Source organism: Sphingomonas psychrotolerans, assembly GCF_002796605.1.
Taxonomy (GTDB): Bacteria; Pseudomonadota; Alphaproteobacteria; order Sphingomonadales; family Sphingomonadaceae; genus Sphingomonas; species Sphingomonas psychrotolerans.
Window position 1 is genome coordinate 433,404 of the sequence record NZ_CP024923.1, and the last position, 20,194, is coordinate 453,597.

Here is a 20,194-nt window from a genome sequence, read left to right on the forward strand (position 1 = left end):
GATGACCGACACCCGCTCGACCTTCGGCACCGGCGGCGTGGCTGCGGCGACGATCCACGATCATCTCGCCGACCCCTTCATGCACGTGGTGGCATGGCCCGGGCGCCGGGTCGACCGGCCGCTGCTCGGCGGCGACGTCGTCGTCCGCCAGCCGCTGGGTGGCATTCGCCGCTCCTTCATCCTGACCGCCCCGGTCGAGGCCGGCGCGCGCGAAGCGGAGGCGATCGATGTCGAGGCGCTGGCCGCCGGGCGGCCGGGCAGCGTCTCGATCGGCCTGTGCGGCCCGGACCGTCTGCTCCATCGCGACCTGACCGTCATCCGCCCGCTGGGCGAGGCCGAGCTGGACTTCGCCGCGGAAACGCTGCCGCCGCCGACGGCGCGCCCGACCATCCGCACGGGATCGCGCGGGCCGGCGGTGATCGACGCGCAGCAGCGGTTGAACGAAGTTCACGCCGATCGACGTGCCCGCGGCGAGAGCGGGATCGCCGATTGCCCGCTGGCGACCGACGGCATCTTCGGTGCACACACCCGCGCGGCGACGGTCTCGTTCCAGCGCGTCGCCTTTCCCGGCCAGCCTTCCGAACGGGACGGGATCATCGGGCCGCGCACCTGGACCGCATTGCTCGCGCGAACCGGGCGTCGGCCGGGGCCGTCCGTCCGCCAGCTCAACCCCAGCCGTTGGGATGCGATCCTCCGCCCGCTCGCGACCGGACGGACGGTGCTGCGCGCCGGCAATGCCGTCGCCGCGCTGATCGACGGCAACGCCACCTTCAACGCGATGGCCGCCGACATGGGCGCGACCAGCGGCGAGCGCGACTTCATCTATCTGCTCGGCTGGGACAATTTCGATACGTTTGCGCTGGGGGCGGCGAGCAGCTTTCGCGACATCTACACCGCCGCGGCGGGGAGGGGAGTCGAAGTCGCGGCGATGCTGTGGGACCAGTTCGGCATCGTCACTGCCGCCGATCGCAGCGCGACCGAAGTGGTCAACCACGTCAACGCACTGCGCGGCGGCAAGGCGATCAAGGACGATCTGACGACCAACCACACCACCGCCTCGACCGTCCGGCTGGCGATCGCCGCGGCGCTCGCCGGCCTCAATCACCGGCTGATCCCGGTGATCTTCCGGATCATCGAGCCCGATATCGCGCGGCTGACCGGATCGCATCACCAGAAGGTGCTGGTGGTCAAGCGCGGCGAAGTGCTGGTCGGCTATTGCGGCGGGATCGACATGAACCCCAACCGGGTCCGCGTCGTCGATGCCGATGCCGGGCAACCGCACCACGACACCCATTGCCGCATCATCGGACCGAGCGCGCACGATCTGCTCTCGACCTTCGTCTCGCGCTGGCGGCATCATCCCGGTAGCAGCCGTTTCGGCGGGCTCCGCGGCGACGGCGTTCCGGTACCCGCTGCCATTGCCAGCCCGAGCCCGACCGATGCGCCTTTCGGCGGCCCGTTGTCGGTGATGATCGCGCGGACGTTCAATCCGGTCCACCCTGCGCCCCCGCTCGTCGTCGCCGAGCGCGGCATCAAGCCGGCGTTGCTCGCCGCGATCGCCAATGCCCGCCGCTTCATCTATTGCGAGGATCAGTATCTGCTCGACCTCGACACCGCGACCGCGCTGATCGCGGCGGTGCCGCGTCTTGAGCATGTGACGATCCTGATCCCCGGCAATCCGATCACCGACGTGCCCTTCGGCAAGGAATATCGCCGCGATTTCGTGGGGATGATCGACGCGCTGCTGCCGGGGGCGAACCGCGCCAAGCTCGGCGTGTTCCAGCTGACCACCAGCCAGAGCGCGCCGACCTTCGGCGACCACACCTATGTTCACTCGAAGAGCTGGGTGTTCGACGACGAGCTCGCCGTGATCGGCACGGCCAATTGCAACCGGCGCAGCTACACCTTCGACAGCGAAGTCGACGCGTTCATCTTCGAGGACAACCGCCGCGAAGGCGACACTCGCCCGACCTTCGCCCAACGCTACCGGATGGCGCTCTGGCAGCATCACCTCGGCGTGGGAGCGTCGGCGGTGACCAATGGGGTGGCAAGCGCGCGGCTGTGGCGTGCCGCCGCCCGGCCGGCCAGTGCCCGCGTGATCGAATTCGATCACCGGCTGCCGACCGGATTCACGTCGATCGCCGGACTGAGACAGGCAGTGATGAACCGCGGCGCCGACCGTCTGCGCGACATCGTCGACCCGGTGACGTGATGCCGGCGAGGCATTGACCGCCACGCCGCGGGTGCCCGTATCGCCGGCACATAGGTAAATATCCGGAACACCGTCATTAAATCTTGCGAAACCTCGACCGGCCTAGGTGAGTGTACTTCCGGAGGCCGCAACGTTGCTCAAGCTGCAGAATGCGATTCTCGAAATGGTCGCACGCGGCGAAACGCTAGCGGCCGTGGCCGAGCGGCTGTGCCTTGAAGTGGAGGCACTGGCGCCCGGCGCGGTATGTTCGGTGCTCGAAGTCGACGCGGCGGGCATTTTGCACCCGGTGTCGGGACCGAGCCTTCCGGCGGACTATTCCGCCGCGCTCGACGGTACGATGATCGGACCGCTGGTCGGATCGTGTGGCAGCGCGGCGTATCTGGGCGAGCCGGTGGCAGTGCTCGACATCGAACATGACCCCCGCTGGGCGGACTTTGCCGCGCTGGCGCTGCCGCTGGGACTGCGCGCCTGCTGGTCTAGCCCGATCATCGACGGGCAAGACGTGGTCATCGGTACTTTCGCTTTTTACTATCGCGAACGGCGCGGCCCGACCGCAATCGAGCAAGAGTTAGTGCGCACCTGCGTGCACTTGTGCACCATCGCGATTTCGCATCATCGTTGGCACACGGAACAGAGCCGGCGGGCGCTTCAGGATTCCCAGACGGGTCTTCCCAACCGTAGCGCGTTCAACGCCGCGATCGGCCGGCTGCCGTGCGACGTGCCCGGATCCTGGGCGTTGCTGGTGGTGGACCTGGACAATCTCAAGGTCGTGAACGATACCTTTGGGCATCACGTCGGCGATCACCTGATCGAGGCGGCAGCGGGGCGCATCGCCCGCGCAGTCGCGCCTGACAAAGCCTATCGGCTGGGCGGCGACGAGTTCGCCGTGCTCGTCCAGGCACCCGGCGCGCTGGCCGACCTGGAAAGCTCGGCCAGCGCGATATTGGATGCGCTCAACGTCCCGGCGGACTGTGGCGGTCATTTCGTCGTGCCGCGGGCAACGATCGGGGGCGCGTTGCTCGCCGCGGACGATGCGAACGCCGAACGTGTCCGGCAGAATGCCGATTTCGCTCTCTACCATGCAAAGGAAACGTCCCGCGGAGGCTTTGTCCGCTATTGGGAAGAAATCGGGACGAAGATAACGCGGCGACTTGCCGCGATACGGCGCGTCGAAGCTGCCCTGCGCGAAGACAGACTCATGGCGCACTACCAACCCGTCTACCGTCTCGATACGCGCGAAATCGTCGGCTTCGAGGCGCTGTGCCGCATCCGCGAAGGCGAGCAGGTGTTCCCGACGGCGCTGTTCCAGGAGGCGATGACCGACCTGACGGTAGCGACTGCGCTCACCCAGCGCATCCTCGGACGAGTCGCAGGGACATGGCGGTTTGGCAGGAACTTGGCCTGCGCTTCGATCATGTCGCGATCAACCTGTGCTCCGCGGATTTCCACGGCGGCAAGCTGGTTGATCATCTGTCGAGCATCTTCGTCGCGGCAGGCGTCCCGCTGAACAAGGTCGTGCTCGAGGTAACAGAAACTGTATCGATGGGGGACGCGGATCAAGTCGTGTCCCGGCAGATCCGCGCCGTTCGCGAACTGGGGGTCCGGATTGCGCTGGACGATTTTGGAACGGGCTTCGCGTCGCTCACGCATCTGATGACCGTCCCGTTCGACGTCCTCAAAATTGACAAGAGCTTCGTGGATCGTCTCGCCGGAGACAGCGTCAGCCGGGCGATCGTCGAGGGCGTGCTGCACATCGCGAGGGAATTGAACGTCGAGGTTGTCGCCGAAGGCGTCGAGTCCGCCGAACAGGCTGGTTTGCTCGCAGCCGCCGGGTGCAAACTGGCGCAAGGCTATTGGTTTGCCGCGCCGGTGGATGTGGAAACCGCAACCCGGCTTCTTGCCCGTCAAAACCAGCAGCCGGCGGCCAAATACGACCGCGCACGCTGAATCGCGGACAGGCATGCCCGAACTGCTTTTGATGGGGCATGCCCCGGCCTCGTCTCAATGTCCGGTCGCTGCGGCGTAGGCGAGATCAGGGATCCTGCCGCTGCCTCCCAACATTGCGGCGGCTTCGGCGCGGTTCTTGACGCACAGCTTCACGATGATGTTGTGCATGTGATTCTTGATCGTCGAGACCTCAAGCCCCAGCGTCCGGGCGATCTGCTTGTTGGACATACGCTGCTGGACGAGATCGAGGATATGATGTTCCCGGCCCGACAACTTGTCGAGGTCGGTGGAACGGCCCTGACGAACAGCGAGGAGCGCCAGACGCTCCTGCATCAGACGGACGACCCGCGGCGGGCAGAGTAGTTCACCGCGTGCCGCGGCGGCGATGACGCGCACCAGGTCCTCGATCGAATCGTTCTTCGTAACGAAGGCCGCGGCCCCGGCCTCGACGCAGCTCAGCACCTCGTCGTCGCTCTCGACGAGCCCGAGCGCAATGACCGGGCGTCCGCCCGCCGCACGATAGGCCGAAGTGACGCTCTGCGCGGGGTCGGTTGCGCCAGGGCTGGTTGTAACATCGATCAGGACGAGATCGCACGAAGCCGACAGCAGCGAAGCCTCAATCTGATCGGCGCAGGCGCATGTGTCGACGCTGCGAATCTCCCCGATGCCAGTCAGTGCGGCCTGCAGGCCATCGCGGTAGATTCGGCTCTCGACGCAAAGCAACAGATCGAACACGGACTTTACCCTTTTCAGTGAGATCCGTCCTAAGGGACTGATTTCTTTGAATGGGAGCCGGCCGCGACCTTTAGATACTTCGGCTCTTGTGCAAGATTACATCAAATTATGTCATAAGCGAAGCGAAATAGATGCGTCGTTTCGTCGGAAGCGACGGTCCGATGCGCGACGACCGGCAGCCGACGCCTACCGGCGACGATTCCGTGACCGACCGGTGCCAGGCCTTCCACCCATTCGCCTTTGCCGCCGACGATGCCCGCCATGCCCCAGGGCGACAGATCGACGGGCACCCGGGCATTCATGCCCCAAGGGAAGCGGCGGCCGTCGGGGCCGCGCGCCGCCATCTCCCATTCGTCGGAGGTTGGCAGCCGCGTTCCTGTCGCCCGAGCTCTGGCGCGCGCTTCGACCAGTGTTGCTTCGCCCGCGGGTTCGGCGTCGATCAGGAAGCCCCGCGGCGGGTTTATTTGGCGAGAGGGGTTATCTGGCCCGTCGACGAGACTATCGTCGCCGAGCCAATGCGGGGCCCGCGGCACCCATGCCAGCAGGCGGCCATCGATGCGTCGCGGCCCGGTCTCGGTCCAGACGACACCGGGAACGGCCGGCTGCTCGAATTGCGTCGGGACCGGTTCGACGAGGGCGTGGACAAACGCCCGGAGATCCGCGGGCAGGGCGGCGTAATCGCCACAGAGCGCCTCCGCCACGCCCGGCGGCAGCGGACGATCGCGCGGGGCGCCGAGGCGGGCGAGGGCGGCATCGCGGAGTGCAAGCAGTGCCGAGCGTTCGCGCCGGACGACGCCATCCTCGTCGCTCTCGGGCAATGCGAGCCGCGCGATGGCGCCGACCAGCGGGACCGCGGCGATCCGTGCAGCGACGAGCATCGCCGTTGCCCGCACTTCCCAGTCGCTATCCTCGAGGCCGCCGGCGACCATCGCGGTGCCGATGCCGTCATTGTCGCCAGGCCCTTCCGCGCCGAGCCAGCGTAGCAGTTGCAGCTTCTCCTGCCTGCCGCCGGATGTGGGAAAGGGCTTTATGACGGTTCCGGGCCGGGCTGCAGCCGGCTGCGCGGCGGCAAAGGCCAGCACATAATCGGCCAGTGCCGGGTCGAGCGTCGCGACGCGCGCGGCGACCAGCGGGGCGAGCGCAGTGGCGCCAGTGATCGCCGCTGCCTGCAGGCCGGCGAGGAGCTGCGCTTCGTCGTTCGACGACAGGAGGGTTTCGATCGTCGCTTCATCGATCAGTGGGAGTGCGGCGGGCCAACCGGCGGGTGTTTCCCCCTCGATCACCAGCGTCTGCAGTCCGGTCGCCATGTCGCGTGCGTAGGTCAGCCGGCCGCCGCCGCGCGTCCAGACCGCGCGGTCGGGCAGCCCGTCGCCCGACAGGTCGGTGGCACCGTCCGGCGCATAGCCTGCCGCCTCGGCCAGCATCGCGACTGCGTCGGGCGTCGTTTCAGGGGCCAGCGCGAAGGTCGTCGTCATGCGCGTGCTCACGGCTTCTTCGCCTTCTTGACCTTGGGGGGCTTCTGCTGGGCCCGGCGGATGACGATCACGCGCCGCTGGACTTCCCAAGGCAGCTTCTTCACTTCCCTGGTCAAGGCCTTGCGCTGGTCCTTGGTCAAATTGAGGGCGGGATCGAGGTCGACGATAATGAAGTGCGTGGGCAGGGTGCCGTCGAGCCTCGCCTGCAGGCCAAGTGCCCAGGTCGTGGCATCGAAGCTGTCCGTCTTGGCGGGCGGATGGAAAGAAACGCCGGGATCGCCGGCGAATGCCGCCGTGACCTCGGCGGGGGAATTTAGCGCATCGATTCGCTCGATCAGTTTGGATTTGCCCGATTGGCGCGGCAGTCCCAGCTCGATCACCTCCGGCCGATCGAGATGGTTGTAGATCAAGTCGAACAGCGCTTCGAACTCATGTCCCTGGCGCCGTTGCGCGATGCCTTCGGTCTCGATGCCTTTGGTGGCTAATTTCCTGGGCCCCTCGGGAATCTCGTCCGGCTTTTTGCCGGTCTTCGGATCGGCGGTTTCGGCCGCTTTCTTTCCCGCTGCCGGCGGATCGCCGTCCGGTTTGGTCTGCCCGGTCGTATCCCCGGCCTTGTCCTTGGCCCTCGGGGCCTGAACCACGCCGGTCTCGATGTCGATGTCGAACTCGGCGAAGGGTATGCGCTTGCCTTCGATGACCATGTCGATGCGATAGACGATGCGGCTCTGCCGCATCGATAACGGCGCGAACTCGACACTTGTCTCGTAAAGCAACTCAATGCCTTTCGATTCCGCCAGCAGATCGCGCAACTCGCGCATGTAATGCTCGATCCCCTTATTCTGCAGGATCTGGTTCACATCGCGCGGATTGGGGCCGATGCCGAACGGGCTTTCCACACCGAGCCCCGCGCCATGCGCATGGGCGCGTTCGGTCTTCGACCCGAAGAGCTTCCCCTCGCGGTGTGAATATTGCTGGTCCTCGAAACCCGCGCGATCCTTCCGCGGGCCGATGAGGGTTTCCTGGCGCAGCACGTCAGGGGCGGACGTGCTGTCGGATTTCACAAGCCAGACCCGCAATTCGCCATTGCCGAACTGGTAGACGACGGGCGGCCCATCGCGCCGCGGAATGACCGCCTCGAACTTGACCGGAGGGGTGGGCTTGGATTTGTCCTTGGGGTCGGCGGACCGATAGACGGTCATCTCGAGCCCGTTGACCGTGACCGTATAGCGCTTGCTGCCATGCGGTGGGCCCTCGAGCTTGGCGTAATAGGCTCGGTCGATCTCGGCCTGGGTGATGTTGACGACCGTGGCATCCGCGGGCGCACTGGACATCTTGTTGAGCGCCTTTTGCGCGTCGGCGGCTGCTTTCGGATCGTTACTGGCGTTGGCGATTTTCTCGATCAGCTTGCGCGGGCCGCGCTCGTCGGGTGCCTTCAGGCGGTCGCGAAGCGCGTCGCCGTCCGGATTCGGACCGGGCGGCTTGGCCGGCGGAGACGGCGTGGGCGCGCCGCTGGACTCAACCGGCCTGGCGAGCAGTTCCTTGACCTCGGGGGATGGCCGGATGGTGAGGTGGTCGGCGAGCGTTCCCGGCGCGAGGTGGAAAGTCTCCTCCGCTTCCGCGAGCATCTTGCCGACCTTGTCCAGCAGCGCCGCGCGCTCGCCGTCCGATAGGTACTGTTTGCGCGACTGCTTGATCAGCTTCCTCGCGGCCTTCAACTTGGTTTCGAGGTCCAGCACGCCGCGCTCGGTGATGTCGCCCTGGTTGTTCATCCGCTTGCCGAGGCGCTTGATGTCGGTCTCGACCTTGGCGGCCTCGCGGAGAACCGCGTCGGCATCCTCGGCGGCGATGTAGCCGCGGCCCTGCTCGCGGCGCTGCGCCGGGTCGTCGAGGACGGCACGGTGGCGCTCGATCTGCGCGTCCAGCCCGGCGAGGTCGGCGAGCAGGCGCGCCTCGACGTCGGGGGTGAGCGGATGCGCGCCGACGCCTTCGAACTTCGCCGCCATGATTCCCGGTAGCTTGGCGAGCTCGAGCCGCGCCTCCCAGCCCTTCGAGCCGACCTTCAGTCCCGAGCGCGAGACCATCGCCCCCGCATTCTCGATCACTGTCCGCAGCCGGCCCATCGTGCCGGTATATTTCTGCACCGCATGGACCGTGCCGGCATGCAAGGCGACGTCGAGCGGCGTGGCGTCGGGCCCGACGCGAACTTCGACGCCGACGATGCGTCCGTCCACCGTCACCGGCGTGACATGGACACCGCGGCCTTCGATCTTCGTGTCCGCGACGATCGTCGTGCCCTCGCGCTGCTTGGCCGGCAGCGCCGCAGTGAGCGTCTCGGCGCGCGCCTTGGCCTTGGCTTCGGCCGGGCTGAGCGGAGTGCCCGTCGCCGCATCGGCATCGGCCTTGACTGCGGCGGCGCGCAGTTCGGCGTCGGCCGCGATGCGCTTGTTGACGCTCTCGATCGTCGGCAGCAGCCCGCGCTCGGCGATCTCGGCGCTGACCCGGCGGCCTTCGGGATGCATCAGGAATTCGCTGGTGCTGGCGAAGGGGTTTTCCTGCCGGAAGCGCTCATAGGCGGCGCTCAGCACGGCATGCGCCTCCGCCTGCCGGCCCACGTCGGTGCGCATCCGCGCTTCGGTGCGCATGGTGTCGACATGGCCGCGCAGGCCGCCGATCACGGGCTTGAGCAGATGGCCCATCGCGACTGCCTGGAGGATCGACATACCGCCGCCCTCGAGGAAATTGGCGAGAGGATCGCCCTTCCACGTGGCATCGTTGAGCGCGAGCCCGGCAGCGGTGGTCGACAGCGCGCCCGCCGCGCTGTCGAGGCTGTCGCCGGCGAAGCGCTCGACCCCGCGTGCGAGTTTCGGCACTGCCTTGCCGGCAAGGCTCCCGAGCTTGGCCGCGCCGGGCAGGCGCAGCGCCTTTTGCGCGACGCCCGACTTGCCGACCGCCGAGGCGACCTTGCCGAAGGGGATCTTGTTCATCAGCGCCTTGATCGGTTTGACCAATTTGTCGCCGAGTTTGAGCGTCAGCAGATCGACCGCGCCGATCGCGAGATCGACGCCGATTTCCTCGCCGCCATAGGCGCCGCCCTTGATCAGTGCCTTGGTGACCATCGACGCCGCGGTCGAGATCAGCGACGTGATGATCAGCGCAGTGAGCGTGCCGCCCGAGAAGACGCCGGCGACGACCGCAATGACGACGCCGACGACCATGGTGACGCTGTCGGTGACGCTGTCGATGCGGCGGCGATGATCCTCCACTGCCTCGCGCGTGCGGTCGACGCGCATCTGCACTTCACCGGCAAGCGCCTCGCGCTCGCGTTGCCCTGCCTCGGTCTCGGGCCAGTCGGTCCGATCGAGCTTGGGGCCGAGCTCGGCGAGCTTCTTCTGCTGATAGCGCATCCAGTCGGCTTCCTTGCCGGCCGCGGCGCCGCCCAGCACGCCGGTCAGCTCGTCCAGCTCGTGATTGACCCGGCGATCTTCCTGCGCGAGCTGCTCCTTCGCCGATTCCGGCGCGCCGTGCTCGACCATATCCATGACGTCGACTTCGTCGCGGCCGGAAAGTTCGCCGCGGAGCATCTCGTCGAAATCTTCGTCGGGGTGCTTCTTGTTCCAGACGATGCGCATCGCATCGATCTCGGCCTTGGTGAGAGTCGAGAAGGTCTTCTTGAGCTGGTCTTCGTCGGTGCCGTCGCCCTTGGTGGCGAACTCGACTTCCTCGATTGGCGACAGCCAGCCACCATTCTTGAGTAGCGCCTGCGCCGCGTCGTGATCGCTGCCCGACATGTTGAACGACAGCTCGTAAGCAAGCGAGGGGCGGTATTTCTTCTCGTAGACCTTGGTCAGCGCTTCGGTGGAAGCCTTGGCGTCGACCTTGGCGCCGGCCTCGATCTCGGCGTTCATCTTGCGCTCGAGCGCGATCCGCTTGCGCGAAAGTTCGTCTTCGGAGAGCTGGGGCCTTTGCGCGCGCCATCCCTCCATTTCGCGGGCGATGACCATATCGCGCGCGGGACCTTCATCGAGCCGTCGGGCGTCGAGCGCACGGTCATATTGCGAGCGCATGACCTTCACGAGCTTCTCGTCGGAAGCGTAGAAGCCTTGGCGCTCGACCTCGATCCGGGCGGCGTCGGCGGCGACCATGTCGTTCTTCTGCAGCGCGTTGGCGAGATCGAGCTCGGGTCCCTCGAGCTCGGTCGAGAAGGCCCGCTCGAGCGCGGTGCCGCCGGTCCCCTCCTTATATTGATCGACGTTCTTGTAACGGTCCTCGAAGTTGGACGAGATCTTGCCGAGGCGGCGGCGCACCTCGGCCTCCATTTGCGCGGAGGTCCAATGCTCCGCCCGGGCGCGCGTCTGCACTTCCTCGCGGACGCGCGTATAAACCTTTTCGATATCTTCCTCGGACGTGCCGAGCCCGAGGAAGCCGCCGCGCATTGCATCGTCGAGCTGGATCGCGTCCGCCTTGTCGGTATCGCCGCTGAGCAGCGCGTCGGCCTGGTCGATCTCGTTGCCTTCGTCGAGGTCGCCCTTGAGCGCGGCGTCGAGCGTCTCGCCATAGGCCGCCAGATATTCGGCACGGATCGCCTCGAGTTCCGCCGGCGTCTTGTTGCGCAGCGTTTCCATGATGGCTTTTTCGTTGGTGCCGATGCCGGCGATCGCGTCGTGCAGGGCTACCGCGTCGGCACGATTGGTCTCGCCCGCCAGTTCGGCCTTCGCGCGCTCGTGCTCGTCGCCGCTCAGTTCGTCCTCGAGATCGGCGTCGAGATCGCTGTCGAACTTGGCGCGATAGGCTTTGCGGACGATGGCGCCGCGCAGCCCGGTCAATCCGCGCAAAGCTCCGAAGATCTTGTCCTCGTCGGTACCGATCTGGTCCATCGCGGCGTGGCACTCGATCGCGATCGTCGCGGCGCTGAAGCCGCCGCCGTCGCCGTTGGCGACGCGCTCGAGTTGTTCGACCAGATCGAACTGGCCATAGCTGACGGGCATCGCGGTCAGCTCGGCCTCGAACGCCTTTCGCGCCGCCGGCAGATGCGAGGATGCGATCGTCGCGCGCAGCCGGACGACGGCGAAGTTGAGCGGATCCTTGTCACCGCCGACATCGAAGAACTGGGTGATGACCGCTTTCTGGGCGGCGCTCAGTTGCTCGCTCTTGAGCAGCTCATCCTTCGTGGTGCCGTTGGCCAGCTGCTCCTGAATTTTGCCGATGAAGACGAGATCCTGCGCGACCGCATCGCGATTCTCCTCGGTGCGGCGGACCTTCCATTCGGTGTTGAGGCTTTTCGCCTCGCCGATCCAGCGCTTGATGCGCGCGACGAAGCGCGTCCACCAGCCCTGCCCGGCGAGCACCTTGTCCTCGGCCCAGACATTCGCCGCCTCGATCGCCGTGGTGCCGGCTCCCTCGATCGCCTTGCGATTCTTGCTGGTCTGCTTGCCCGCCGCCGCGACCAGCAGCCGGATGGCCTCGGCCAAGGCGGTGATCTGGGTGTCGCCCCAGGTGCGGATGGTGACGGTGGCATCGGCAAGCCGGGCCTCGCGCGGTTTGTCGGTAAGGTCGCGGGGCGCCCGGGTCGGTTGCGGGGCGAGGACCTGGAATTGTTCGCGCTGGACGAGCGCCTTGTAAGCGTCGGTCTGCTGGCGCTTCGCGTCGTTGAGCTCGCGTTCGCGATTCTCGCCGGCTTTTTGATAATTGGTGGTCTGGGTGGTGACGTGCTCCTTGATCCAGCCGATCGAGCGATCGCGCCGGGCGTTGATCACCGTCGGATCCGCGGCGCCGCCCGCCGCCTCCTGGCGGCGCAGCATCTCCTCTTCGGCCGCGTCCGCGGCGCCGGCGACCGCGTCCATCGTCTTCTGGCCTTCGCCGGCGACGGTTTCCGCAGCCTTGTCGCCGGTGGTCTTGGCCTCTTCTGCTGCCTTGGCGGCGCTGGCCTCGAGTTCGGCCTGGCGTTCGGTCACCATGCCGGCAAGCGCATCGGCGGAGACGCCCGCGGCGGTGGCGATGTCGCGAAGTTCGGTGTCGACGGCGGGCTTGAGCTCACCCGCCATCGTCGCGCCGATCTGGGGAAATTCCTTTTTGAGCACGCCGCCGCCGAATGCCTGTTCGCGCAGCGAATCGAGGACCTTGGCCGCGGTCTCGTCCGCCTCGGCGAGCAGCCGCGCGACGACCTTGCCAACCGGCGCTGCCAGTCCCGGCGGCAGCGGCTTCATCGGCTTTGGGCCCTTGTCGATGAAGTGAACCGGCTCGCCTTTGCCCGCTTTCTCTTCCTTGGTCTCGGTGCTGGCCAATTGCGTCAGCGCATCGGTCATGCGCTGGGCCTCGGACGTGAGTTTGCCGTCCTCACCGGTTGCACCCGGATCGAGCTTGGCGATCTCGGCCGCGCCGGGGGTGGTGAGGATCTGGAACAGGTCGGCGGCGACGGGCTTCTCGGTCATCCGCGGCAGCTCGCCGCCGACGGTGAACTCGGTGCCCGGCGTTGCGCTCTCGCCGGGGATGGAGACGTGCTCGGAGCGCACGAGGCCGGGAAGGTCCTGCGGGTCGAGCCGCAGCCCCGACAATTCGATGATTTTGGCCGTCTGCTCGGGAATCGGATTGTTGGGCGGTGGGGGCGGGGGATCCTCGACCTTGGGATCTTCCGTCGGCAGATTGGCCTTGGCTTCGTCGGTCAGGCCGTCGCGGGCGGCGGTGTTGCGCTTCGTCGCGGCGTCGGTGCCGGTGGTTGCAGCGGCCTTGGCGTCGTCGGGGACCGCGACTTTCGGCTTGGGCAGGCTCCCGCCCGCGGCCGCGACGCCCCCCTGCCAGCGCTGGACGATCGCCTTGGGCGAAGCGCCGACGTCGGCGACCGGAGGCGCCGGGATGGGCGGCGCCGGCGGCTTGACGGGTTCCGCCAACGGCGCGACGGGCGGGAGGGCGGAGCCAGGCACGACTGCATCACCCTTGGCGATCGGGACCGGCTCGACTTTCGGAGCGGCGGGCGCGGGCGCGTTGGGGTCGGCGAGGCGGGCGGCGTCGGAATTGGCCGGCGGCACGGTTTTGGTCGCATCGGCGGGTTGGGGGGCTTGTTCGCTGCCGGGTTCGGCGGGAGCGGTGCCCGGGTCTGTCCCGTCTGCGGCGACTTGATCGGGCGCCGGTCCGCCACTTCCCGGATAGGCGTCGTCGAAAGTCGTGCCTCCGGCGCCGTACAACATTCGCTGGAGGATCTCGGCGATTTCGGTCAGCGCGTCTTCGCTGCGGTCCGCAGCCGCGTAGGCGCCGGCATCGTCCGCGTCGCGGTCTCGGCGCGGAACGGCGGCCGGGACCGGCGCGGGAGTGGCAAGATCCTGCCGTTGCGCCTGGGCAAAACGAGTCACGCCGCACCTTCGAAGTCGAAGACCAGCGACTTCCCCAGCCAGGCGAGCCAGCCCGGATCGGCGTCGAGCCCGGCGAGGCGTACGCCGAGATCGATCGCCTCGAGGGGCTGCACGATCCGGATCACCTCGTCCTCGACTTCGATCAGCCCCTGACGCCGGAAGTGATCGGCGAGCGCGCCCGGCACAACGGGATCGCCGGTCATCGCTTCGAACACAGCGAGGTGACAGGCCGCCGCCCAGCCGGCGAACCCATCCGCCGCGAACCACGCCGCGATGGCGGCGATGCGCGCTTCGAGCCCCGGGCGATCGAGCGTTCGGGCGACCAGCGACGCGGCGGCGGCGGTGAGGCCGTCGATCAGTTCGTCGCGTGCCCATTCCGGAGGCGCGGCGAGCGGCGGCGGTGCATCGGGGAAAGTCAATGAGAGGACACGCGTGACGGGATCCTCGCCGCCGCCCGCCAGGACGCGCAGCATCGCCGAGAGCGCGACACCCTCGTCGATCCCGACCTGCCAGAGACGCTCGGCAAAATCGAGCTTCTGGCTGATGTTGACGAGGTATAGCAGCCCACACCAATCGGCGGGAATGGCGATGTCGATCGCCTCTTGCTCATCGGCCGGTTCCGGGTCCGGAGGCGCATCAATCGGAGCGGGAGATGCGTCCACATGCTGGTCAGGCGTCGCAAGCACCTCTCTGTCAGGCGGTGCGACTTGCGGGCGCGGGGCTGGATCGGCGGCCGGCATCTCGGTCCTCGCAAGCGGCGCGTGCCATCGATCGATAGGCTGCGCGGCGGAGAGTTTCTGCGGAGGAGGTTTGCCCTCGATCGGAGCGGCGGACGGCGCTTCGGGAGCTGGTTCCGCTTCCACGTTAGCGATCGGAGCGGCTTTGGCGGCGTCGTGCGGGCGCGGCCCCGGCTGCGTCTCCGCCGGTGCTTCGCTGGCACGGGGACCTGCGCGCGCCTTTGTCCGGGACCGCTCGATGCGCGCCGCCTTGATTGCGACCCTCACTGCCGCGGGCGCCGACGCGATCCGCTTTTCGAGCGCGATCAGCGCCGGCAATTCCAGCCGCGCGAGCACCGGTGCCAGCTTGGCCGCCGAACGGCACCGGGCCAATACCCGCGCCACTTCGGCCGGCGCCTCGTCGCGCACCGCCTGCCACAGCGTGTCGAAGGGCTCGATGCGGCCGCGCGGGCCGGTGCGGCGTTCGGCGGCAGCGATCAGGCCGGCGGCAGTGGCATGCGCGGCGTCGACATAGATCTGCGCTTCGGCGTGGGGCGAGGGCAGGGCACCGCTGCCATGCTCGCGGGTCACCGTCGCGGCGATGCTGGCGGCGAGGTCGTCGCCGATGGTCTCGGCCATGCGCAGGTCGGCGAGAGCATCCAGCCGCAGACGACAGTCGAAGCGCAGATGGCGGATGCGGATGACGGCGTGTTCGCCATAACGCGCTCGCAGCCGCCGGTGCATGGCGCGCAGCACCGCAGGGACGAACTCGGCCTCGGTCAGCGTCTGCAGCTGGGGAGACCGGTCGCGCAGCCGCTCCGGCGTCTTCAGCCGGAGCTCGAGCCGGTCGACACGGATCCCGGACACCGGCCGCGGCTCAGCCGGGCGCTGACGTGACGGCCTTGGCGGCGACCGTGCGCAGCATCGCTAGGGACGCCGGCTGACCCTGCTTCAACATCGGCTTCAGCGCATGCTGGACCTTGCTGGCGACGTCGGGCAGTTCGGCGCGCGTAAAGGCCTCGTCGGGCGTGCGGGCCTTGGCCTCGTCGGCGATCACCTTGCCCGCGCTGGCGAGCGTTTTGGTCGCCCGGTCGTAGACCAGTGCCATCGCGCGATCGACGCTGGGCGGGTCGGCGAAGGCGGGCAGATCGACCAGATCGGCGCGCGCCTTGGCCACTGCCGCTTCCGGCCCCGCGGCAACCAACTCACCAATCGAGTTGATCTCGGCACGGCTCAGCGCGGCGACCATCGGCGCGAACAACGGACTGTCGGTCGCGGGCTTGAGCGCCGTGAGCGGCAGCTCGTCGGCAAGTCTGGCGACATAGTCGACCATGGGCTGGCGCGCCATCGCGGGCATCGCCGCTTTGACCGCGGCGAGTTCGGTATCGACGCCATTCTGGGCTTCGACCGAGGCGACCTGACGGCTGGCGACTGGCACGACAAGGGCCATGTCGAGCTGTTTCGACGCGATCACCATCGCTTCGGTCGCACCCTCGGCAGCTTTGTCCTGCGAGAATGCGCGCGCCATGTTCTGCATGAAATCGGCCGCGCCGACCTCGCGGCGCGCGCCGATCGTCATGCCGTTGACGACGGCGCCCTCGGGCAGTTGCTGACCGACCGAGAGCATTGCAGCCCCCACCGGCATGGCCACACCGTTGGTCGTCGACTGGTCGGTGGCGCGCTCGGGCAGGCGCACGCCCGCGACGCAGCAGATCCAGCTGGCAAATCGCCCGGCGACGACATCGAGGGGGGCGAGGCCGAACTGGCTGCCCCAATGCGTCAGCAGCGGCCCGGTCAGCACGTGACGGCGATAGGCCCATTCGTCGAAGCACAGGATCTTGCCCTTGGGTGAGACCTGGACACTGCCGAGAATGATCCCGTGCGCATTTTCGCAGCAATGCGGGCCCTTATAATGGAAGCCATCGCACCAGTCCGCGAACAGACGGCGCAGGCAGGCTTGCAACCCGCGCGCGCGCGCGTCGTCCATGTCGATCCCGAACAGCGATTTCCATGCCATCCAGCAGATCGTCCACGCCAGCGAGACGCGCATGGGATCGGGCTCGGCGGGCGCTTCTCCCGGCTGGATCGATCCGCGGCAAGTGGCGGGGGCCAGCGCGCCGGCGACCCAGCCGTAGAGCGTCGCCAGCGCCAGCGTGCGAAGCGTTCCGATCGCATCGCCCGAACAGAGAATCCCTTTGCGCAGCAGCGAGGCGCAGTCCTCGGGGGCGTCGCGCGTCTCGACTTCGGTCGCGGCGATGGTGAGCTCCGGTGCTCCATTCGCGGCACCGGGGGTGAAGGAATAGAGCACGTGGTAGCTCGTTCCGCCGCCGATGAACGGCAGGAAGTCGAGGATGGCGGTGCGGTCATTGGCGCCTGCTGCGGTCAGGTCGATTTCGCCGGACCAGCCCATCAACGAGTCGACCACCGGCGCGTCGACGCCCTTGAAAGTGGCCTTGGCGCAGAAATAGCCGGGGGGCGGAGTGATGCCGACGCGCAGCCGCGCGGGGTTCGCCGCGGTACCGGCGCCGAGCTTGATGGATTCCCCCTGCTTCACCTTCAGCTTGCTGCTGTCGCCCTCGGTGGTGGCCCCGTCAGCACCGATCGCGGTGAGGCTGACTTCGGTCGAGGGATCGGCCGGAGTCGCCATCGGATCCGGCATCGCCACTCCGGTCTTTTCCAGCTCGGCGCGGACCTCGGCGAGCGTTTTGAGGAAGCCGGGGATCGGCCCGCAATCGGGCTTGTGCGGCGGCGGTATGAGGGTCAGCCGCACCGTCTCACGCACTGCGCCGTAGCGGCAGCCCTTGGGCGCCTGCGCGCAGGGGTCTTCGTAGACGCGGCGGGGGTCTTCGGGGCATTCGACATATTCGAGCAGCAAAGCCGCTTCGACCGGGGCATCGGGACGGCGGTCGTCGCAGCAGGGATCGAGGCCTTTGCTGACCAGGCTGCGAAAGGCTTCGCTGCACGGGTCGATCAGCTGGCGCTCGGTCACGAATTCGGGGCATTCGACGATCAGATCGTCGCCGCAGCAGCTCAGGCCATAGCCGGGGCAGACAGTGAAGCGGGCGAGCTTGGGATCCCAATCGAGGCCCAGCCCCCAGACGATGCCGTTGCCGAGCGCGCGGTTGGTCAGCTTGCGCTTGATCCGCCAGTATTTCTGTTCGCGCAGCAGATCGTCGGCGGCGAGCACCATGCCGTCATAATAAGCGGTGCGTGAAAGCCCGCCGTCGAACGCGCCTGGGACACAGGGCGTGAAATCCTGGGTTACCGTCTTCATGGCGATTACCTCCCCGACGCGTAGTTGCAGTCGTCCGGCAGCAGCGCCGGATGGCAGTTCACCTGCGGCGGCGTCGGGCAGATCGCCTCGGGAAGGCAGGTGAGCAAAGTGCAGACAAAGCCCTCGAGGCAGCCCTTGAGGTCCGGATTGGCGGCGAATTGCCCGTTGTCGCAGACTTCGTCGCCGACGCAGCGTAGCAGTTCGCAAATCGAGATCTTGAGGCATTCGCGTACGCGCCAGCCGGTGTCGCACGATATCTTCAGGACCGAGACGCACTTGCCGTCGGCATCGCGCCGGGCGGGCGAGAATTGGTAGTCCGCATGGCCGCCACAGGAAGCGCAGCCGCAGCCCCCGCCGGACGTGGCACAGCTGCCGGACCGGCAACCGCAGCCGCCACCGGCGTCATATTTGCGCAATGCGCCGCCGCGGGCGGCATAGGCCTGTGCGTTGTAATTGAGGCTCCCGGTCGATCCGGTGCTCGCAGGGGCGGTTTCGAAGCCGTTCGAGCTGTGCGCGAGCATCGCCAGCTGCGGCGCGTTATAGGTGCGTTCTCGCATGGCGGATCTCCTGATCGCAATGGGGGTGAGGGAGCCTGAGGTGGGGGCATATTCGCCGGGCGCGACGGCGAGATAGGCGACGCCGGGCGCCGTGGCGGACGCTTGCGCTTCCTCGGCGTCGTCGCTGGCCCCCTTGTCGCGGGTGAACACCCGGTTCGAGGCCGAGACCAGCGAAAGCAGATGGCTGAGATGCGGCGCGCGGAAGACGCCGTCATTATAAGCCATATACGGCGTCGCGTTGGGCATGATCGGATCGGTTACCGAAGTGATCTCGATCAACTCGAGCATCGCCTTGGCCGCGGCGGCGCTGATCGCGGCGTTCTCGCGGCGGGTGAGCCGGGGATTGCCGTCCGCGTCCTTGGGCGGATCGTCGTCGTCGTTGTCGTTCGGGGACTGCTGGGTTCCGGCATAGGCTGCGAAAGCCGGTGCGAGCAGCCGCAGCCCCCCTATGCTCAGCCCGGCGAAGAGCGCACCGCCGCGCTTCGCCATCGCCATCGCGGCGATGAGCTTCGCTGCGGCGTCGGCGGAGGATCCCGTGGCGTCGGCTGCGCCGGGCTGGGTGGCCTCAGGCATCGGACTTCCCCTCGGAATGCGCGTGGCCATGAATCGGGTGGGCGACGAGATCACCGCTGTCGGCATCGGTGCAGAGCCGGAAGCGCCACGCCAAGTCGCGCGGACGCAGCTGGCGGAGCTGTGGGTCAACCACCGGATCGGCATCGCGCGGCGTAAACAATTGGTAGCGCGCGTCCGCAGCAAGGAAGCCGTCGCTATTGTCGATGGTCAGGTAGATCGCTGGCCCGTCAATCGGGTACCGGTCGGTCATCTTCTGATGATACTCGGCACTGACGACATTGTTCTCGGGGCGATCCCAGCCGGTCTTGTTCAGCCGCCGCAGATCGAAATTGGCGCTTTCGTCGAGCGAGGCGCGGTCGATCGGCGCGCTCAGGCTGAGCATCACCTGGTAACGCGCCTCGTCCAGCCGCCGCAGGGCGATCTGGATAATCTCGGGGCCGCCGATGCTCGGATCGATCTCGGCGTAGAGGCTGGCCAGCAGATACTGGATGACCTCGGTCGAGAGCAGCACCTGCGAGGCGCATTCGAGATCTATGTCGTCCACCCGGACGATTTTCGCCTCGTCGTCCTCGCCCTCAACCACCGCGCTGAAGCAGGCGAGCAGCAGCCAGCCCTCGTCCGATCCCGGGCAGCCGGTGCGGATCGGCGCCGCGAGCGCAGTCAGCAGCCCGATCCCGCCCGAGGCGTCGAGCACGGCCTGGTCGATCGCATCCGCGTTGGGGAACAAGCGGTGTTCGGTCAGCCGCCGCGCTTCCGGATGGAACATCAGGCGCAGCTCGAACTCTTCGGTCACGCGGCCGAATTCGGCGCCGACGCCGCAGGGATCCGGGCAGGCCGCCGGCCCCGATCCGCCGCCGCATCCACAACTGCCGCCGCAGCCGCAGCCCGATGTGGCTACGCAGGGGTTCCGGGGCGCGGGCTCGGGCGCACCCGAGCATTCGGCGTAGCGGATGACGACGCAGATGCGGACGCGGTTCTCCTTGTCGGGGTGACAGGGATTGTCCTCGTCGCGACGCGGCAGTTTCTTCTGCGCGCGATACCAGGCGTCGACATCGACGCACTGGTCGTGGCCCACGACGATCTCGCGTCCGCAATCGTCGAGTGCCGCGCCGCGCGCCACCCGCAATGCGACGCCGTCGGGATCGAGCAAAGACACGCCCAGCCCGCACAATATACCAGCCCCGTGGAGCCGCTCGTTGTGGAAGCGCATCTTGCCGGCGTGGTAGCGCTGCTCATCGACATAATCGGCGAGCCGCATCTGCTTGCCGTGGAAATAGCGCAGCCGGAAAAACCCCGCCGGGAGGCCGCACCGGGCGTCGTCGCCGCGGCTTCGCGTCTGCAACTCCTGCCACCTGCTCATGA

Annotated in this window: 10 protein-coding genes; 3 read left to right on the forward strand and 7 right to left on the reverse strand. The window is 67.5% G+C overall.

Annotated elements, in window-relative coordinates; all coding sequences use genetic code 11:
- The first annotated feature begins 1 nt into the window (after position 1).
- From CVN68_RS01960 to CVN68_RS24385, 3 genes are all read left to right on the forward strand, one after another.
- Positions 2-2,212 (forward strand): phospholipase D-like domain-containing protein, encoded by a 2,211-nt coding sequence (locus CVN68_RS01960; RefSeq protein ID WP_100280712.1) that lies wholly within the window; start codon positions 2-4, stop codon positions 2,210-2,212.
- Positions 2,213-2,405: 193 nt separating this feature from the next.
- Positions 2,406-3,719 (forward strand): diguanylate cyclase domain-containing protein, encoded by a 1,314-nt coding sequence (locus CVN68_RS01965; RefSeq protein WP_267893730.1) that lies wholly within the window; start codon positions 2,406-2,408, stop codon positions 3,717-3,719.
- Positions 3,641-4,159, forward strand: coding sequence for an EAL domain-containing protein (locus CVN68_RS24385; RefSeq protein ID WP_267893755.1), 519 nt, complete (start codon positions 3,641-3,643; stop codon positions 4,157-4,159). Before CVN68_RS01965 ends, CVN68_RS24385 begins: the two co-directional genes overlap by 79 nt.
- Before the next feature lie 54 nt (positions 4,160-4,213).
- On the opposite strand, the gene CVN68_RS01970 is transcribed toward CVN68_RS24385, so the two are convergent.
- From CVN68_RS01970 to CVN68_RS02000, 7 genes are all read right to left on the reverse strand, one after another.
- The gene (locus tag CVN68_RS01970) at positions 4,214-4,894 is read right to left on the reverse strand and encodes a response regulator transcription factor (RefSeq protein ID WP_100280713.1); all 681 of its coding nucleotides are present in this window, start codon (positions 4,892-4,894) and stop codon (positions 4,214-4,216) included.
- Between the two features lie 101 nt (positions 4,895-4,995).
- Positions 4,996-6,381, reverse strand: coding sequence for an SUMF1/EgtB/PvdO family nonheme iron enzyme (locus CVN68_RS23560; RefSeq protein WP_199560181.1), 1,386 nt, complete (start codon positions 6,379-6,381; stop codon positions 4,996-4,998).
- The gene (locus CVN68_RS01980; protein WP_100280714.1) at positions 6,378-13,712 is read right to left on the reverse strand and encodes a polymorphic toxin type 4 domain-containing protein; all 7,335 of its coding nucleotides are present in this window, start codon (positions 13,710-13,712) and stop codon (positions 6,378-6,380) included. The genes CVN68_RS23560 and CVN68_RS01980 overlap by 4 nt, the downstream gene beginning before the upstream one ends.
- Positions 13,709-15,295 carry a hypothetical protein gene (locus CVN68_RS01985; RefSeq protein WP_100280715.1) on the reverse strand — a complete coding sequence of 529 codons (1,587 nt, stop codon included), beginning with the start codon at positions 15,293-15,295 and terminating at the stop codon, positions 13,709-13,711. Before CVN68_RS01985 ends, CVN68_RS01980 begins: the two co-directional genes overlap by 4 nt.
- A 10-nt stretch (positions 15,296-15,305) precedes the next feature.
- Positions 15,306-17,702, reverse strand: a complete 2,397-nt coding sequence (locus tag CVN68_RS01990; RefSeq protein ID WP_100280716.1) for a hypothetical protein — start codon at positions 17,700-17,702, stop codon at positions 15,306-15,308.
- 5 nt (positions 17,703-17,707) lie between these two features.
- Positions 17,708-18,832 (reverse strand): hypothetical protein, encoded by a 1,125-nt coding sequence (locus CVN68_RS01995; RefSeq protein WP_100280717.1) that lies wholly within the window; start codon positions 18,830-18,832, stop codon positions 17,708-17,710.
- Positions 18,825-20,192 carry a hypothetical protein gene (locus CVN68_RS02000; RefSeq protein WP_100280718.1) on the reverse strand — a complete coding sequence of 456 codons (1,368 nt, stop codon included), beginning with the start codon at positions 20,190-20,192 and terminating at the stop codon, positions 18,825-18,827. Before CVN68_RS02000 ends, CVN68_RS01995 begins: the two co-directional genes overlap by 8 nt.
- Between the last annotated feature and the right edge of the window lie 2 nt (positions 20,193-20,194).